Raw genomic sequence first — 16,458 nt, forward strand, 5'->3', positions numbered from 1 at the left:
AACCATGTCCGCAAGACCCGCCCGTGCCTGCGCAGTCGCCCTGCTCGCGGCCCTGCTGGGAGCGCTGCTCCCGGCCACCGTCGCACAGGCCGCCGACCGCGCCGTGCAGGGGGGCCGACTGGACTGGGGCATCAAGTCGTCCTTCCAGAGTTACGTCACCGGCCCCATCGCGAAAGGCGGGTTCACGCTGAAGGGCGGCGCCGCCACCGTCGGCGGCAGCCTCTTCCGCTTCCACTCGGCGGCCGGCTCCTACGACCCGGACAGCGGCACCTTCAGCGCCTCCTTCTCCGGCGGCGTGACCTTCCAGGGTCACCAGAAGCCGGACGGCACCAACGAGCTGGACATGACCGTCAGCCGGCCCACCGTCAAGATCTCGGGCGGCCGCGGCACCCTGTACGTGGACGTCTCCAGCAAGGCCAAGGACACCGGCGCGGTCAGCAACCGCTCCCAGGTGGCCTTCGCCACCCTCGGCCTGGGCGGCATCGACATGAAGGGCGGCGGCACCCCGATCGCCCTCACGAACGTCCCGGCCACCCTCACCGCCGAGGGCGCCCAGTCCTTCGCCGGCTACTACGCGGCCGGCACCCGGCTCGACCCGGTCTCGCTCTCCGCCGACGTCAAGGCCCCCGCCGCCGACCCGGCCCGGCAGCCCGCCGCGTCCCCGAGCGCCCGGCCGAGCACCTCCGCCGAAGCGCCGCAGGCCGGCGGCGCCTTCACCGACGCCGCCGTCGACTGGGGCGTGCGGCGCACCTTCCGCGAGTACGTCACCGGCTCCGTCGGCCAGGGCAAGTGGACCCTCGCCGAAGGCGCCGAGGACGGCGGCGCGCTCTTCCGCTTCCCCCAGGGCAAGGGCTCGTACGACGGCGGGAAGGGCGTCCTCGACGCGGCCTTCGCGGGCAGCGTCCACTTCACCGGCGCCCACCTCGACCTGAAGCTCGCCAAGGTCACCGTCAAGGTGGAGAACGGCAAGGGCGTCCTGTCCGCCGACGTCACCACCCCCGCCGAGACCAAGCCCGCCGTGCCGCTCGTCGAGTTCGACGCCAAGGGCCTGAAGGCCGAAGGCGCGCTGGCCACCCTGACCGAGGCCCCGGCCACCCTCACCGAGGGCGGCTCCCAGGCCTTCAACTCCATGTACAAGGCCGGCACCGAGATGGACCCCGTCTCGCTCGCCGTCGCCCTCGACGCCACCGCCCAGCTGCCCGCCCTGCCCGACCTGGGCTCGACGGCCCCGCCCGCCGACCCCGCCGCGACGGCCACGGCCCCCGCCGCCGCGCCCGCCGCCGCGTCCGAGACGTCCTCCCGTACCGGGCTGTACGCCGCCCTCGCCGTCGCCGTGCTGCTCCTCGCGGGCGGCGCAGCGTTCCTGGTCGTGCGCAACCGCCGCACGTCGGCCGCGGCCGGGCCCGAGGCCGAGGCCGCGACCGAGGCCGACGCGGCCGACGCGGCCGACGCCGGAGCCGAGCCCGGGACCACCCCCGCGTCGGGCCCCACCGACGCCCGGTAGACCTCCCCCACCCCCACCCCCACCCCCACGCGCCACCCCACCCCCCCATCCCCCCGCGCCATCCCCGTATCCCGTTCCCCCAGGAGTACCCAGCCATGTCGTCCACCCGCCGTCCGATCGCCATCGCCGCGGCCATCCTCACCGCCGCCGCACTCGGCACCACCGCCTTCGTCCTGCCCGCGGCCGCCGCCGGCGCCCCGGCCGCGGCCCCGCTGGCCGGCGGCGCCCCGACCGCACCGATGAAGATCGTCGGGGGCACCCTCGACTGGGGCGTGCTCGCCAGCTACCGGGCGTACGTGACGGGCATGGCCAAGGGTGCCGTGACCGTGGCCGACGGCGCCAAGGCCAACGAGGACGGCAGCCTGCGCTTCGGCGAGGCCACCGGCCAGTACGACCCGACCGCCGGGCACGTGGTGACGGCCGCCTTCAAGGGCAGCGTCACCTTCACCTCGCCGGCCCCGCCGGTCGGCCACGGCTTCGATGTCAAGCTCGCGGACTTCCGCATCGACACGGGCACCAAGAAGCTCACCGCCGACGTCACCCGGGACGGGACCACCGCCCAGGACGTCCCGCTCGCCACCGTCGCCTTCGGCGGCCAGGCGATGGACAAGCTGGAGACCAAGCTCACCAAGGAGGCGGCCACCGCGCTCGGTTCGGCCGGCTACGAGGGCAGGACCGGCGACCCGCTGACCGCGAAGCTGGAGTTCGCGAAGCCCGAGCCGAAGCCGACCGAGCCCACGCCGGACCCGACGAAGCCCACGACCGACCCGACGAAGCCGACGCCGGACCCGACCAGGCCCACGACCGACCCGGTCAAGCCGACCACCGACCCCACGAAGCCCCCCACCCAGCCCGTCGCCCCGGCCGACGGCGCGCAGAAGGTGCTCAGCGCCAAGCTGACCTGGGGCGTCAAGGAGTCGTTCCGCACGTACGTGCTGAACGCGGGCACCATCACCCCGGGCAGCGGGGCCGTCAAGAACGGCGACCTCTACGACTTCGCCCTCGCCAAGGGCGAGCTCGACGCCGCCGGGCAGAAGCTGAACGTCTCCTTCGAGGGCGGCCTCCGCTTCCAGTACGCGGCCCACGGCATCGACATGCGCTTCGCCAACCCGCGCGTCGAGGCCTCCGGCAAGACCGGAACCCTGTACGTCGACGTCCACAACAACACCGGCAGCAAGACGGGCGTCCCCTTCGCCACGCTCGACCTGTCGAAGACCGACTACAAGACCAAGGGCGGCGTGCTGGCGGTCAACGCGCCCGCGGCCTTCACCGCCCAGGGCGCCGCCGCCTTCGCCAACGACACGACCGGCTCCCTGTACAAGGCGGGCGACGCGATCGACCCGGTCGGCTTCTCCCTGGCCGTGGACAAGGACGCCACCCTCCCGTCGACCGGCGGCGCCACCGGCGGCACCGGTGGTACGGGCACCACCGGCGGTACGGGCGGCACCGCGGGCGGTGGCTCCGTCGGCGGTTCCACGGGCGGTTCCACGGGCGGTTCCGTGGGCGGCAACCTGGCCGCCACCGGCGCCGAGGTCCCGGCCGGGGTGCTGCTCGGCACCTCCGGCGCGATCGTCGCCGCCGGTGCGGGCGCGGTGTACTTCGCGCGCCGCCGCCGCATGGCCCAGAACTGACCCGTGCTTCAATGCCCGCGTGAACGATCTCGACGTCCTCAGGGTCTTCTGCGCGGGTGACGGCCGGCACGGCAACCTGCTCGGAGTCGTACGCGACGGCCGGACCTGCCCCGACGACACGTCGCGGCAGGCCCTGGCCGCACGGCTCGGCTACAGCGAGACGGTGTTCGTCGACGACCCCGAACGCGGGGTCGTCGACATCCGCACGCCCGGCACCCGGATGGACTTCGCGGGACATCCGCTGGTCGGGGTCGCGTGGCTGCTGGACGTCGAGGAGCTGCGGCCCCCGGCCGGCGCCGTCTGGGCCCGCGACGACGGCGAGTTCACCTGGATCACGGTGCGCCCCGAGTGGGTCCGGGGCAAGCGCACCGAGCAGTACGCGAACGCGGCCGAGGTCGACGCGCTGCCCGCCCCGCCGCCCGGCGAGGGCTGGCTCTACGCGTGGGCGTGGGAGGACGAGTCGGCGGGCCGCGTGCGCGCCCGCGGGTTTCCGCGCCGCCCCGACGGGGTCATCGCCGAGGACGAGGCCACCGGTTCGGCGGCCGTCCTGCTGACCGCACGGCTCAACCGCGCCCTCAACATCACCCAGGGCGCGGGCTCCCAGATCCTCACCGCCCCCGGCCCGGACGGCACGGTCGAGATCGGCGGCCGCGTCCGCTTCGCCGAACCCTCCCAGGTGCGCTTCCCGGCCCCGGCCTAGGCCGTCTCTTTCGGATCTTGCCGGGCCCGCGACGCCTGGCACCGTGCCTGGCCGCACTGCCGAGGCGACCACGTACGTCCAGTACGCGAGCGCCCGGCAGCACGCCCAGGCACGGCACCAGACGCCGCGGGCTCGGCCGACAAGATCCGAAAGAGACGACCTAGGTCGCCCCTCTCGCCCCGGCTGCGCCGTGCGCACGCGGACGGGCCGGCCCGGTGCTGTTCGCACCGGGCCGGCCCGTTCCGTACGGCTCGTACGCCCCGCGGGCTACGTGCTCACGCGCTCAGCGGGAACTGCTCGCCCAGCTCGCGGAAGACCGCGCCGTTGAAGTCGAAGGCGCGCTTGCACTCGTCGATGATGCGCTGCTTCTCCAGGTCGTCCGCGGAGATCGCGTCGAGCAGCTCGCGGTAGCCGCGCTTGAACGCCGCCGGGTTGGAGATGTCCGCGAACACGTAGAAGCGGACGCCGTCGCCCTTGCGCTCGAAGCCCCAGGTGCGCTCGGCCTTGTCGCGGATGATCTGGCCGCCGGAGAGGTCCCCGAGGTAGCGGGTGTAGTGGTGGGCCACGTACCCGCCCGGCCACTCGGCCGCGCACTGCGCGACCCGCGCGGCGTAGGCCTCGGTCGCGGGCAGCGCCACCACGCTCTCGCGCCAGTCGGGGCCCAGCAGGTGGGCCAGGTCGCGCTCGATCTCCTCGACGCGCATCAGCTCGGGCTGGATGAAGGGTCCCGCGACCGGGTCGTCCTTCAGGGTTTCGGCCGCGTCCTCCAGGGCCCGGTACACGAACCACAGCTGTTCGGTGTAGCGCGTGTACGCGTCCACGCCGAGCCGGCCACCGAGCAGGTCGCTCATGAAGGTCGACGTCTCGGCCTCGGTGTGCTGCTCGTGCGAGGCGACGCGGATGACCGTAGAGAAGGCGTCCAAGACGGACCTCCAAGAAAGGGGAAACAGGCGTGGCGGTCTGACCGCCACACCGATCCTCCTACTTAGGCTTGCCTAAGTCAATGTGTTCCCGACGGCTTGTCGGTAAAAAATCCGGGCGTACGGGCCCTCCTGCCTAAGGCAGCGTCAGGATGTCCGCTCCGGTGTCCGTCACCACCAACGTGTGTTCGAACTGCGCCGTGCGCTTGCGGTCCTTGGTGACCACCGTCCAGCCGTCCGCCCACATGTCGTACTCGTGCGTGCCCAGGGTCAGCATCGGCTCGATGGTGAAGGTCATCCCGGGCTCGATGACGGTGGTGGCGTGCGGGCTGTCGTAGTGCGGGACGATCAGGCCGGAGTGGAAGGACGAGTTGATGCCGTGGCCCGTGAAGTCGCGGACCACGCCGTAGCCGAAGCGCTTCGCGTACGACTCGATGACCCGCCCGATGATGTTGATCTGGCGGCCCGGCCTGACGGCCTTGATGGCCCGGTTCAGGGCCTCGCGGGTGCGCTCCACCAGCAGCCGCGACTCCTCGTCCACCTCCCCGCACAGGTAGGTGGCGTTGTTGTCGCCGTGCACCCCGCCGATGTAGGCGGTCACGTCGAGGTTCACGATGTCGCCGTCGCGCAGGACGGTGGAATCGGGGATGCCGTGGCAGATGACCTCGTTGACGGAGGAGCACAGGGACTTCGGGAAGCCCCGGTAGCCGAGCGTCGAGGGGTAGGCCCCGTGGTCGCACATGTAGTCGTGGGCGACCTTGTCGAGCGCGTCGGTGGTCACCCCCGGCGCGATCAGCTTGGCGGCCTCCTCCATCGCCTGGGCGGCGATCCGGCCGGCGGTGCGCATGGCCTCGATGGTCTCGGCGGACTGCACCTCCGGCCCGGTGTACGGAGTGGGCGCGGGCTTGCCGACGTACTCGGGCCGGCGGATGTTTCCGGGAACGGAACGGACGGGAGAGAGCTCGCCTGGTACGAGCAGCGACTGACCGGACATGCAGGCGAGTGTATCCAGCGGGTATGGGGCAGGCTGGCGGCAGAGAGCGGCATCGAGAGGAGCAAGACGACGATGGCCCTGTTCAAGAAGCGCCAGGTGGGCAAGCCGGGCGAGTGGTACTACTGCCTGGTCCACAAGAAGGTCGAGGAGGGCCCCGACTGCCCCGCGAAGGACCGCTTCGGGCCCTACGCCACGCCCGAGGAGGCCAACCACGCCATGGAGACGGCGCAGGAGCGCAACCTCGAATGGCAGAACGACCCCAAATGGAACGACAAGACCCGCGAGCAGGAGGAAGAGGGCGGGGGCACGGCGTAGGCCGCCACCGCCGGAGCCGGTCCCGGCCGGGGCCGATCGGGGACGCGGGCGGTCGACCGGCCGGCGGGCGGCGGGGAGCGCCTACCAGCGGCTGGGCGGCGGGGCCGTCAGCTGGTCCGCCAGCCGCGCCAGCCGGTCCCGGAAGCGCCGCGGCCCGCGCTGCGCCGGCAGGCTGTTCTCCCCGGCCGCGGCACTGACCAGGTGCTGCACCGTGTCCAGGTCCAGCTCGGCGGTACCCTCCGCCACCGACAGCGCCTCGTGCGCGAGGGTGCCCAGGTCCGGATCGCCCCCGTCCAGGGACAGCACGGTCGCCCCCGCCCGGCGGGCGTCGTGCACCCGCTCCAGCAGCCCCGTGCCCGGCGCCCCCGGCGCCACCACCAGCAGCGTGTGCCCGCGCCGGGCCGCCTCCAGCCGCCCCAGCCCCACCGACAGGTGCGGCGGCTCCCCGCGCCGCACCCGGTGGCGCACCAGTGTCGGCGCCAGCTCCGGCAGCCCCGACCAGGCGGCCTCGTCGACCAGGTGCGCGGCCAGGTGCCAGGGCTCGTACCGCTCGGTCCCCACCAGCAGCAGGCTCCCGGCCTCCGGCGCGACGCACCTGCGCAGCGACCCGGCGAACCGGCGCGCTGCGGCCGGCCACTGCGTACCGGCCAGCACCTCGCGCAGCAGCGCGACTCTCACGGCGTCCACACCGGCATCCTGCACCACACGCGAGCCGCACGGGGGCGGTTCCCCCGGCCGTACCCGGACGGAGGCGGCGCGGAGGTGGCGCGGAGCCGTTCGACTCTGCCGACCGCGGGGTTACCCTCGCCCTCATGACCTCCACAGACAGTACGCAGCAGCCCCCCGCGAAGGCGCCGGCCAAGGACCCGTGGGACCTCCCCGACGTCTCCGGTCTCGTCGTCGGCGTCCTGGGCGGCACCGGTGACCAGGGCCGCGGCCTCGCGTACCGGCTCGCCCGCGCCGGCCAGAAGGTGATCATCGGCTCCCGCGCCGCCGACCGCGCGCAGAGCGCCGCCGCCGAGCTGGGCCTCGGCGTGGAGGGCGCGGACAACGCCGAGTGCGCGCGGCGCAGCGACGTCGTCATCGTCGCGGTGCCGTGGGAGGGCCACGCCAAGACCCTCGAATCGCTGCGCGAGGACCTCGCCGGCAAGCTCGTCGTCGACTGCGTCAACCCGCTGGGCTTCGACAAGCAGGGCGCCTACGCCCTCCAGGTGCCGGAGGGCAGTGCCGCCCAGCAGGCCGCCGCCCTGCTGCCCGACTCCCGCGTCACCGCGGCCTTCCACCACCTGTCGGCCGTGCTGCTCCAGGACGAGTCGATCGACGAGATCGACACCGATGTGATGGTCCTCGGCGAGGCCCGCGCGGACACCGACCTGGTCCAGGCCCTGGCCGCCCGCATCCCGGGCATGCGCGGCGTCTTCGCGGGCCGCCTGCGCAACGCCCACCAGGTCGAGTCCCTGGTCGCCAACCTCATCTCCACCAACCGCCGCTACAAGGCCCACGCGGGCCTCCGCCTCACGGACGTGTGACACCCGGCCGGCCGCGCCGGGCCGGGGCGGTCCCTTACGGGAGTACTGCGGGGCATGGGGGAGACTGGTGGGGTTCGGCCCCGTTCAGTGTTCCCGAGGAGCTCTTCCCATGCCCCGCCTTGCCGTCTTCGCCGTTGTCGTCTGCGTCCTGTCCGTGGTCGCGGCCGTCGTCGCCTTCGTGGAGGCCAGCTTCCTCGGGATCGTCTGGGTGCTGCTGGCCGGCCTCACCTCGAACATGGCCTGGTACTACCACCGCAAGGCGAAGGCCGAGAAGGCCGCCCGCGAGCGGACGGCCTAGCCGGGGGAGCGGGTCGCTCGGGCGGGGGTGGCGGTCAGCCGCCCTGGCCGGCGCTGCCCATCGGACCGACCTTGACCGAGGAGCCGGCGCCTTCCGTGACGGGCAGCGTGGCGGCGCCCGGCCAGGCGAGGGTGACCGACTTCGTCTCGTCCGGCGGGGTCACCACGAGGCCCGTCACGCGGACGCCGGAGCCGCCCGAGTCGTTGACCGGGTAGGTGACGCCGAAATAGACCGACGTCGCCTTCTTGAGGACGACCGGGCCGGGGTGCTCGCCGGTGCGCTTCGCCGAGATGGAGCCCGCGCTCGTCTTCAGGTCGACGCCCGCGTACTCGGAGAGCGTGCAGTCCCGGTTGGCGCGGCTCTTCAGCTCCACCGCGACGGTGCCGTTGGCGTCGCCGCTGATGGTGGCGTCGATCGCCGTGATCTCCAGCTCGTCGGTGCGGCACTTGGCGGACGTGTCGGTGCCGGCGGCCGTGCCCTTGCCGTTGGATCCCGTCGTGGAGGAGTTTTTGCCGCCGCCCTGGTCGGCGCTGCCCGAGCTCGAACCGCCGCCCGCTGCGGACGGGGCGGACGCGGAGGGCGCGTTGGAGGCGGTGGACGCGGACGACGGGCCGCCTTGCGCCACGCCGTCTTCGCCGTTCTGGCACGCCGTGAGCGTGAGACCGGCGGCAACGGCGAGGGCTGCGACGGTGAGCTTGTGAACGCGCATGGTTGCTTCCTCAGGATCGGTCGGCGGGGTCTGCCGCTCGGGCCGCCGCGGGCCGGTACGAGCGAGCGTTTCTGATCACCAGGACCCGCCATGACCGGTGAGCCGTTCCCCCCGGCCGCCCCCTAATACCTTCCTGTTACACGCACGCCCGGGCGCACCGCACCGGGGCCGCGCCGCCGGCCAGGCGGGACGGGGGTTCCCTTCGTCGTTCCGCCGTTTCCCGCGGGTGACGGCCGCCGGGACAGAGCCGTGACGTGGCGGATCTTGACCCGAAGCGGTGGCATGCCCTCCTCACCGGCCTCACCGGCCTCACCGGCCTCACCGGCCCTGTCCGTCCCCTGTCCGTCCCACCCCTCCCCCCCGTGCCCGCCCCTCAGTCCAGCGGGACGGCGCAGAAGCCGCCGCCCTCCTGCCAGAAGCGGTAGAGGTCGCGGCCGCAGTACGTGTCCAGGTCCGAGACGCCGAGGGCGGACAGCAGGCCCTGCACCGTGTCGAAGAAGAACGCGTTCACCGCCGGCACCCACAGCAGCGCGAACACCGCGATCAGACCGAACGGCGCCAGCGGCGCCAGCTCGCGGCGCGCCCGCCGCGACAGCCACGGCTCGATCACCCCGTACCCGTCGAGCCCCGGCACCGGCAGGAAGTTCAGGATCGCCGCCGAGACCTGGAGCAGGGCGAGGAAGCCGAGGGCGTAGCGGAACGCCAGGGGCACCCCGTCCAGGGCGTCCAGCCAGAACGGGGCCGTGCAGACCACCGCGAAGGCCACGTTCGTCAGCGGGCCCGCCGCCGAGATCAGGCTGTGCTTCCAGCGGCCCCGGATGCGGTCGCGCTCGATGTACACCGCGCCGCCGGGCAGGCCCAGACCGCCCAGGATCACGAAGAGCACCGGCAGCACGATGCTGAGCAGGGCGTGCGTGTACTTCAGGGGGTTCAGCGTCAGGTAGCCCTTGGCACCGACCGAGAGGTCCCCGCTGTGCAGGGCGGTGCGCGCGTGCGCGTACTCGTGCAGGCACAGCGAGACCACCCACGCCGACGTCACGAAGAGGAACACCGCCAGCCCGGTGCTCGTCCCGTAGCCGCTCCAGGCGGCCCAGCCGGTGACCGCCATGACGGCCACGATGCCGAGGAACACGGAACTGATCTGCCGCTCGCCGCGGACGCCCTGGTGACCCATGCCGCGAAACCTATCCCGGCCCCGGGGCGTATATCGGTTCGGGGTGGGGAGCGGATCCGGTGACAATGGGCCGGTGCGCTACGCGATTCTCGGCACCGCCCAGGCCATCCGCGACGACGGGACCCCCGTCGCCGTCGGTGGAGCGCGCCTGCGGGCGCTGCTGACCGCCCTCGCGCTGCGCCCGGGGCGGGCGGTGCCCGTGCACCTGCTGGTCGACCAGGTGTGGGACGGCGACCAGCCGGCCGACGCCCCGGCCGCCCTGCAGGCGCTGGTCGCCCGGCTGCGGCGGGCGCTGGGCCGCGCGGCCGTGCGCTCCGCGGAGGGCGGCTACCTGCTGGCCGCCGAGCGCGAGGACGTCGACCTGTACCGCTTCGAGCGGCTGGCCCGGGCCGGCGGCGAGGCGCTCGCCGAGGGGGACGCCGCGAAGGCGGCCACCCTGTACGAGGACGCGCTCGCGCTGTGGCGCGGCCCCGCCCTCGCGGACCTGCCGGACCCGTCGGCCGTGGAGTCCGCGCGCTGGGAGACCGTACGGCTCGACGCCCACCGGGGCCGGCTCACCGCGGCCCTGGCCCTCGGCGAGGCGGTACGGGTGCTGCCCGAGCTGACCGCGCTGTGCGCCCGGCAGCCGCTGGACGAGCCGTTCCAGGCCCTGCGGATCCGGGCGCTGCGCGACGCGGGCCGACCGGCCGAGGCCCTGGCCGCGTACGACGGCGTACGGCGCGAGCTGGCCGACCGCCTGGGCACCGACCCGGGCCCCGCCCTGCGCGCCCTCCACACGGAACTCCTGACGTCATCGGCGGCGCCCCCGGCCCCGGCGATACCCCCGGCCCCGGCGGCGCCCACCGCCCCGGCTGCGACACCCGCCCCGACCGCCCCCGGAGCCCCGACCGCCCCCGGAGCCCCACCCGAACCCGGAGCCCCACCCGAACCCGGAGCCCCACCCGAACCCGGAACCGCACCCGAACTCGCAGCCGAATCCGCACCCGCACCCGAATCAGCCCCCGGCCGGCCCGGGAACCTGCGCGCCCGGCTCACCACCTTCGTCGGGCGGGAGGAGGACATCCGCGTCATCGGGGAGGACCTCGACCGCGCGCGGCTCGTCACCCTCCTCGGCCCCGGCGGGGCCGGGAAGACCCGGCTGTCGCAGGAGGTCGCCGAGGCCTGCGCCGGGGATGCCTGGCCCGACGGGATCTGGCTCGTCGAGCTCGCCCCCGTGGACGACCCGGACGACGTCGCCGAGGCGGCCCTCGCCGCCCTCGGCGCCCGCGAGACCAAGCTCCGCGGCGGCGCCGCGGAAGAGCTGCGGGTGCTCACCGACCGCGCCGGGAGCGACGCCCTCGCCCGCCTCGCCGACCACTGTGCGCAGCGTCGGATGTTGTTGCTGTTGGACAACTGTGAGCACGTGGTGGGTGCCGCGGCGGTGTTGGCGGAGCGGTTGTTGGTGCAGTGTCCCGGGGTTCAGGTGTTGGCGACGAGTCGTGAGCCGTTGGGTGTGCCGGGTGAGGTGGTGCGTCCGGTGGAGCCGTTGCCGGATGGGGTGGCGTTGCGGTTGTTGGGGGACCGGGGCGGGTTGGTGCGGCCCGGGTTCCGGTTGGAGGAGGATCTGGGCGCGGCGGTGGAGGTGTGCCGGCGGCTGGACGGGATGCCGTTGGCGATCGAGTTGGCGGCGGCGCGGTTGCGGCTGTTGTCGGTGCGGCAGGTCGCGGATCGGTTGGACGATCGTTTTCGGTTGTTGACGGGTGGGGCGCGTACGGGGTTGCCGCGGCAGCAGACGTTGCGTGCGGTGGTCGACTGGTCGTGGGAGTTGTTGGATGGCCCGGAGCGGGTGGTGTTGCGCCGGTTGTCGGTGTTCGCGGGTGGGTGTGATCTGGGGGCTGCCGAGGCGGTGTGTGCGGATGCGGCGTACGAGGTCGCCGATGTGCTGGGGTCGTTGGTGGACAAGTCGCTGGTGGTCGCCGAGCCGGTGCCGGATGGCTCCGCGATGCGCTACCGGCTTCTGGAGACCATCCACGAGTACGCGGCCGAACGCCTCGACGCCGCCGACGGCGACCGCACCGCCACCGAGCACCGCCACCTCGTCCACTACCGCGAACTCGCCCGCACCACCGAGCCGCTGTTGCGCGGCCACGGCCAGCGCGCCGCCGCCGACCGGATCGCCACCGAGTACGAGAACCTGCGCACGGCCCTGCGCCGGGGCGTCGCCGCCCGCGCCGCCCACGACGTCCTGTGCCTGGCCCACTCCCTCGTCTGGTACTGGCAGATGCAGGACCTGCGCGCCGAGTCCCTCCACTGGTCCGAAGCCGTCGCGGCCCTCGGCCCCAACCCCTTCGCGGCGCCCGTCGTCCCTGCCGAGCCCGTCTACGAGCGGCTGCTGGACTCGCCGCCGCCCTACAGCGGCGCCGTGCTCACCGAGGCCTGGCGCGGCATCCAGATGATCCGGCTCGCCACCCGGGACCAGGCCAGCAGCTCCTGGGACACCCCCGACGTGCGCGCCCAGGTCGAGGGCGTGCTCGCCGCCTACCGGCCGGGCCTGCCGCAGACCAGCCGGCCCCCCGCCGGCCTCTGGATCTACGCCGTCATGATCTCCGGGGACGCCGGACTGCTGCGACGGGTCGTGGACGAGAACGTCCGCGTCGCCCGCGCGCTCGGCTACGACTGGGAACTGGCCTCCGCGCTCCAACTGCGCGCCAACATCCTCGCCAACCGGGCCGACTGGGGCGGCGACGCCGCCCGCGACGCCGACGAGAGCCTGGCTCTCTTCCGCGCCCTCGGCGACGACTGGGGCTGCGCCGAGGCGCTCTCCGCCCGCGCCGAGTCCCTGGAGAGGCGCGGCCGCTACGCGTCGGCGACCCGGGACTACCGCGCCGCGATCGAACACGCCGAACGGCTCGGCGCCAGATCCCAGGTGACGGTCCTGCGGGTCCGGATGGCCGGCACGCTCACCGAGAGCGGCCGGGCCGCGGACGCCGAGGAGATCCTCGGCGAGATCATCGCCACCGTCCGGACGCACGGCAGCGAGGCCATGCCCGCCGCCCGCATGTTCCTCGCGGGCATCTTCGGCCGGACCGGCCGCTACGCCGAGGCCCGCGAGCAGCTCGCGACGCTGCGCGCGGAGTTCGCCCACGGCGCCTTCGCCGTCTTCGAGGTCTTCCTCCTGTCGACGACCGCCTGGCTGGACAACGAGGAGGAGCTCTACGAGGACGCCCTCGCCGCCGTCCGCACCGCCGCGCCCGCCGCCCGGGACCAGCTCGCCACGATGATGGCCCCCCACCTGCCCGCCGTGCTCCTGGCGACGGCGGCCCTCTCGCACGCCTCGCTCGGCGGCCCGGGGCACGCGTCCGACGCGGCCCGGCTCATCGGCGCCTACCGGGCCCACCTGCCGCCCGGCCACGTCCAGGTGAGCTCCGAACGCGAGGGCGCCGCCCTGGCCGAGGAACGGGCGAGGGCGGCGTTGGGCGACGCCGCGTACGAGCGGGCGCACGCCGAGGGCGGCGGCCTCACCCTGGAGGAGGCCACCGCCCTGGTCTGACCCGGCCCCCGCCGGGGCCCGTCCGGGACGCGATCCGGAACGGACCGGTACGCGGGTCAGGTCTTCTGGCGGAACTTCCGCACGGCCAGCGGCATGGTGACCGCCGTGATCGCGAACGACCAGGCCAGCGTGATCCACACCGAGTGGCCGATCGGCGTCCCGTTGATCAGGGCGCGGGCCGCGTCGGCCAGGTTGGACAGCGGGTTGTAGTCCGTGAAGCTCTGCAGCCAGCCCGGCATCGTGGACGGCGGGGCGAAGATCGAGCTGCCGAACTGCAGCGGCATCAGGACCAGCATGGCCATGCCCTGCACGGCCTGCGCGGTCTTCATGGTGAGGCCGAGCAGGATGAAGATCCACATCAGCGAGGCGCCGAAGACCGCCGCCAGGCCGATGGACAGGAACAGGTCCAGCACCGAGGTCTTGATCGACAGGCCGAGGGCGAAGCCCACGGCCAGCAGGATCGCGATGGCCACCATCATCCGGCCGAGTTCGACCACGATCTTGGCGATCAGCACCGAGGACCGGGCGATCGGCATGGACCGGAAACGGTCCATCACGCCCTTCTTGAAGTCGTCGTTGACCCCGCTGCCGACCCCCATGGCGATGTTCATGCCCATCATGGCCATCAGGCCGGGGACCACGTAGTTGACGTACTCGGCCTGGTTCCCCTTGCCGGAGATCGCGCCGCCGAAGACGAACACGAACAGCAGCGTGAAGATGATCGGCATCAGCAGGACGTCGAACATCGACTCCGGGTCCTGCTTGATCTGCAGCACGTTGCGGCGCGCCAGGGCGCCGATGTGCCGCAGGTTGGCCCGCAGGCCGATCCGGCCCTCCCCGGCCGCGTGCGGCGCGGCCGCCGGGGCGGCGGTCGCGGTGTCGGCGGGCTTCGTCGTGGTTACGGTGCTCATGCCGCGACCTCCTCGGTCTGCTCGGTCGGAACGCTCTCCTCGATCGAGGACGGCTTCTGCCCGGTGATGGACAGGAAGACCTCGTCGAGGCTGGGCAGGTAGGTGCCGAGGTCGGCGATCGCGTACCCGCGGGCGGCCAGCAGCCCGACCACCGCGGTCAGCTGCCCGTCGCTCAGGATCGGGACGAGCAGCGCCCCCTCGTCCGGCACCGCCTGCGAACCGGCCACGCCGTCCAGTCCGGCCTCGGCCAGCGAACGGGCCATGCCGGGCAGGTCCGCCACGTCCACCGGCCGGACCCGCAGGGTGCGGCCGCCGACGCGCGCCTTCAACTCGTCGACCTTGCCGTTCGCGATGACCTTGCCGCGGTCGATGACCGTCAGGTCGCTCGCGAGCTGCTCGGCCTCCTCCATGTACTGGGTGGTGAGCAGCACGGTCGCCCCTTCGGCGACCAGCCGCTGCACCTCGTCCCACACCTCGTTGCGGGTACGGGGGTCCAGACCGGTGGTCGGCTCGTCCAGGTAGAGGATGGCCGGGTTGCCGATCAGCGAGGCGGCGAGGTCGAGCCGCCGCCGCATGCCGCCGGAGTAGTGCATGGCGGCCTTCTTGGCGGCCTCGGTCAGGGAGAACCGCTCCAGCATCTCGTCCGCGCGGCGGCGGGCGTCCTTGCGGGGCAGGTCGAGCAGCCGGCCGATCATGTAGAGGTTCTCCCAGCCGGAGAGCTTCTCGTCGACCGAGGCGTACTGGCCGGTCAGGCCGATCGTGCGGCGCAGCTGCCGGGGCTGGCGGACCACGTCGTACCCGGCGACGACGGCCGTGCCCGCGTCCGGGATCACCAGGGTGGACAGGCAGCGCACCAGGGTGGTCTTGCCGGCGCCGTTGGGTCCGAGCACCCCGAGGACGGTGCCCTCGGGGACGTCCAGGTCGACACCGTCCAGGGCTTTGGTCTCGCCGTAGTGCTTGACCAGTCCCCGCACCTCTACGGCGTTGGGATTCTTGTCGTTTCGCGTCATGTCCACCATGGGACCATCCGCCACCGACAAAGCACCGACAGCCGACCGACAGCCCGCCGACGAACGGCCGACACCCGGGCGCCGGGACGCGCCGACGGCCCGCCGGCTGCTGCACCGGCGGGCCGCGGTGAACCGGCCGCCCCTAGGCCGTCTCTTTCGGATCTTGCCGGGCCCGCGACGCCTGGCACCGTGCCTGGCCGCACTGCCGAGGCGACCACGTACGTCCAGTACGCGAGCGCCCCGGCAGCACGCCCAGGCACGGCACCAGACGCCGCGGGCTCGGCCGACAAGATCCGAAAGAGACGACCTAGTGGAAGGCGTGCTCCTCCAGCGGGAACGTTCCGCCGACCACGTCCTCGGCGAAGGCCTTCGCCGCGTCGCCCATGGTCTTGCGCAGGTTCGCGTACTGCTTCACGAACTTCGGCATCCGACCGCCCGTCAGACCCATCATGTCGGTCCACACCAGCACCTGCGCGTCGCACTGCGACCCCGCGCCGATCCCGACCGTCGGGATCTGCAGGGACCGCGTGACCTCGGCGGCCAGCTCGGCCGGGACCAGCTCCAGCACCACCGCGAAGGCACCCGCGTCCTGCGCGGCCTTCGCGTCGCGCAGCAGCTGGTGCGCGGCCTCGTCCCCGCGCCCCTGCACCCGGTAGCCCATCGCGTTGACCGACTGCGGGGTCAGGCCCAGGTGGGACATGACCGGGATGCCGGACTGCACGATCAGCTCGGTCTGCCGCAGCGAGCGCTCGCCGCCCTCCAGCTTCACCGCGCCCACCCCGGCCTCCTTGACCAGCCGGGTCGCGCTGCGCAGCGCCTGCACCGCGCCCTCCTGGTACGAGCCGAACGGCAGGTCGCCCACGATCAGGGCGCGGCTGGTGCCCCGGACGACGGCCGCGGACAGCAGCGTCATCTCGTCCATGGTCACCGGGACGGTGGTCTCGTAGCCGAGGTGACAGTTGCCCATCGAGTCCCCGACCAGCATGACCGGGATGCCGGCCTCGTCGAAGACGGACGCGGTCATCGCGTCGTAGGCGGTGAGCATGGGCCACTTCTCGCCGCGCTCCTTGGCGAGGTTCAGGTCGCGGACGGTGACCCGCCGCGTGCCCGTGCCGCCGTAGAGGGTGGGGGCGGCCGTCGATGCGGGCTCGCGGGCAGGCGAAACGGCATGCGTCATGGGAACTGCTCCTTGTGTCATCTCGAGGCGCCCTCACGGCGTCCCCGGACTCACCCA

General features: G+C 73.4%; 15 protein-coding genes. 7 read left to right on the forward strand and 8 right to left on the reverse strand.

Features of this window, described 5'->3' with window-relative positions:
* Window positions 1–4 precede the first annotated feature (4 nt).
* The 3 genes from CP968_RS23340 (at window position 5) to CP968_RS23350 (ending at window position 3,835) form a co-directional block, all read left to right on the forward strand.
* On the forward strand, window positions 5–1,504 hold the full coding sequence (locus CP968_RS23340; RefSeq protein WP_150519852.1) for an HtaA domain-containing protein: 1,500 nt from the start codon (window positions 5–7) through the stop codon (window positions 1,502–1,504).
* A gap of 95 nt (window positions 1,505–1,599) precedes the next feature.
* A complete protein-coding gene (locus CP968_RS23345; RefSeq protein ID WP_150519853.1) occupies window positions 1,600–3,135 on the forward strand; it encodes an HtaA domain-containing protein in 1,536 nt (511 codons plus the stop codon).
* A 19-nt stretch (window positions 3,136–3,154) separates the two neighbouring features.
* Window positions 3,155–3,835, forward strand: coding sequence for a PhzF family phenazine biosynthesis protein (locus CP968_RS23350; RefSeq protein ID WP_150519854.1), 681 nt, complete (start codon window positions 3,155–3,157; stop codon window positions 3,833–3,835).
* 275 nt (window positions 3,836–4,110) lie between these two features.
* Here the strand turns inward: CP968_RS23350 and CP968_RS23355 are convergent, their stop codons facing one another.
* Together CP968_RS23355 and map are read right to left on the reverse strand one after the other, a co-directional pair.
* Window positions 4,111–4,758 (reverse strand): biliverdin-producing heme oxygenase, encoded by a 648-nt coding sequence (locus CP968_RS23355; RefSeq protein ID WP_150519855.1) that lies wholly within the window; start codon window positions 4,756–4,758, stop codon window positions 4,111–4,113.
* Window positions 4,759–4,891: 133 nt separating this feature from the next.
* Window positions 4,892–5,749: a type I methionyl aminopeptidase gene (gene map / locus CP968_RS23360; RefSeq protein ID WP_150519856.1), complete on the reverse strand. Its 858-nt coding sequence runs from the start codon at window positions 5,747–5,749 to the stop codon at window positions 4,892–4,894.
* A 72-nt stretch (window positions 5,750–5,821) separates the two neighbouring features.
* Between map and CP968_RS23365 the strand changes: the two genes are divergently transcribed.
* Complete coding sequence (locus tag CP968_RS23365; protein WP_150519857.1) at window positions 5,822–6,064, forward strand: hypothetical protein; 243 nt, start codon at window positions 5,822–5,824, stop codon at window positions 6,062–6,064.
* An 81-nt stretch (window positions 6,065–6,145) separates the two neighbouring features.
* Here CP968_RS23365 and CP968_RS23370 read toward each other — a convergent pair whose 3' ends face one another.
* A complete protein-coding gene (locus CP968_RS23370) occupies window positions 6,146–6,751 on the reverse strand; it encodes a hypothetical protein (RefSeq protein ID WP_150519858.1) in 606 nt (201 codons plus the stop codon).
* A 125-nt stretch (window positions 6,752–6,876) separates the two neighbouring features.
* Between CP968_RS23370 and npdG the strand changes: the two genes are divergently transcribed.
* Window positions 6,877–7,593: an NADPH-dependent F420 reductase gene (gene npdG / locus CP968_RS23375; RefSeq protein ID WP_150519859.1), complete on the forward strand. Its 717-nt coding sequence runs from the start codon at window positions 6,877–6,879 to the stop codon at window positions 7,591–7,593.
* A gap of 109 nt (window positions 7,594–7,702) precedes the next feature.
* Window positions 7,703–7,891, forward strand: a complete 189-nt coding sequence (locus tag CP968_RS23380) for a hypothetical protein (RefSeq protein ID WP_150519860.1) — start codon at window positions 7,703–7,705, stop codon at window positions 7,889–7,891.
* 34 nt (window positions 7,892–7,925) lie between these two features.
* On the opposite strand, the gene CP968_RS23385 is transcribed toward CP968_RS23380, so the two are convergent.
* Both CP968_RS23385 and CP968_RS23390 read right to left on the reverse strand, forming a co-directional pair.
* Window positions 7,926–8,600 (reverse strand): DUF4232 domain-containing protein, encoded by a 675-nt coding sequence (locus CP968_RS23385; RefSeq protein ID WP_150519861.1) that lies wholly within the window; start codon window positions 8,598–8,600, stop codon window positions 7,926–7,928.
* Between the two features lie 373 nt (window positions 8,601–8,973).
* Window positions 8,974–9,774, reverse strand: coding sequence for a site-2 protease family protein (locus CP968_RS23390; RefSeq protein ID WP_150519862.1), 801 nt, complete (start codon window positions 9,772–9,774; stop codon window positions 8,974–8,976).
* 73 nt (window positions 9,775–9,847) lie between these two features.
* On the opposite strand from CP968_RS23390, the gene CP968_RS23395 reads away from it, so the two are divergent.
* Window positions 9,848–13,303 (forward strand): AfsR/SARP family transcriptional regulator, encoded by a 3,456-nt coding sequence (locus CP968_RS23395; RefSeq protein ID WP_150519863.1) that lies wholly within the window; start codon window positions 9,848–9,850, stop codon window positions 13,301–13,303.
* A 56-nt stretch (window positions 13,304–13,359) separates the two neighbouring features.
* Here CP968_RS23395 and CP968_RS23400 read toward each other — a convergent pair whose 3' ends face one another.
* The 3 genes from CP968_RS23400 to panB form a co-directional block, all read right to left on the reverse strand.
* The gene (locus CP968_RS23400; RefSeq protein WP_150519864.1) at window positions 13,360–14,214 is read right to left on the reverse strand and encodes an ABC transporter permease; all 855 of its coding nucleotides are present in this window, start codon (window positions 14,212–14,214) and stop codon (window positions 13,360–13,362) included.
* Window positions 14,211–15,233, reverse strand: a complete 1,023-nt coding sequence (locus tag CP968_RS23405; RefSeq protein WP_189829201.1) for an ATP-binding cassette domain-containing protein — start codon at window positions 15,231–15,233, stop codon at window positions 14,211–14,213. The genes CP968_RS23400 and CP968_RS23405 overlap by 4 nt, the downstream gene beginning before the upstream one ends.
* Before the next feature lie 298 nt (window positions 15,234–15,531).
* A complete protein-coding gene (panB, locus tag CP968_RS23410) occupies window positions 15,532–16,401 on the reverse strand; it encodes a 3-methyl-2-oxobutanoate hydroxymethyltransferase (protein WP_150519866.1) in 870 nt (289 codons plus the stop codon).
* Window positions 16,402–16,458 lie beyond the last annotated feature (57 nt).

It is taken from the genome of Streptomyces subrutilus (assembly GCF_008704535.1).
In the GTDB taxonomy this organism is placed as follows: Bacteria; Actinomycetota; Actinomycetes; order Streptomycetales; family Streptomycetaceae; genus Streptomyces; species Streptomyces subrutilus.

Excerpts from the sequence above, each read along its gene's own strand:
- CP968_RS23340 (WP_150519852.1), top strand. The coding sequence starts at position 5 with ATGTCCGCAAGACCCGCCCGTGCCTGCGCAGTCGCCCTGCTCGCGGCC.
- CP968_RS23345 (WP_150519853.1), top strand. The coding sequence starts at position 1,600 with ATGTCGTCCACCCGCCGTCCGATCGCCATCGCCGCGGCCATCCTCACC.
- map (WP_150519856.1), bottom strand. The coding sequence starts at position 5,749 with ATGTCCGGTCAGTCGCTGCTCGTACCAGGCGAGCTCTCTCCCGTCCGT.
- CP968_RS23365 (WP_150519857.1), top strand. The coding sequence starts at position 5,822 with ATGGCCCTGTTCAAGAAGCGCCAGGTGGGCAAGCCGGGCGAGTGGTAC.
- npdG (WP_150519859.1), top strand. The coding sequence starts at position 6,877 with ATGACCTCCACAGACAGTACGCAGCAGCCCCCCGCGAAGGCGCCGGCC.
- CP968_RS23380 (WP_150519860.1), top strand. The coding sequence starts at position 7,703 with ATGCCCCGCCTTGCCGTCTTCGCCGTTGTCGTCTGCGTCCTGTCCGTG.
- CP968_RS23385 (WP_150519861.1), bottom strand. The coding sequence starts at position 8,600 with ATGCGCGTTCACAAGCTCACCGTCGCAGCCCTCGCCGTTGCCGCCGGT.
- CP968_RS23390 (WP_150519862.1), bottom strand. The coding sequence starts at position 9,774 with ATGGGTCACCAGGGCGTCCGCGGCGAGCGGCAGATCAGTTCCGTGTTC.
- CP968_RS23400 (WP_150519864.1), bottom strand. The coding sequence starts at position 14,214 with ATGAGCACCGTAACCACGACGAAGCCCGCCGACACCGCGACCGCCGCC.
- CP968_RS23405 (WP_189829201.1), bottom strand. The coding sequence starts at position 15,233 with ATGGTGGACATGACGCGAAACGACAAGAATCCCAACGCCGTAGAGGTG.
- panB (WP_150519866.1), bottom strand. The coding sequence starts at position 16,401 with ATGACGCATGCCGTTTCGCCTGCCCGCGAGCCCGCATCGACGGCCGCC.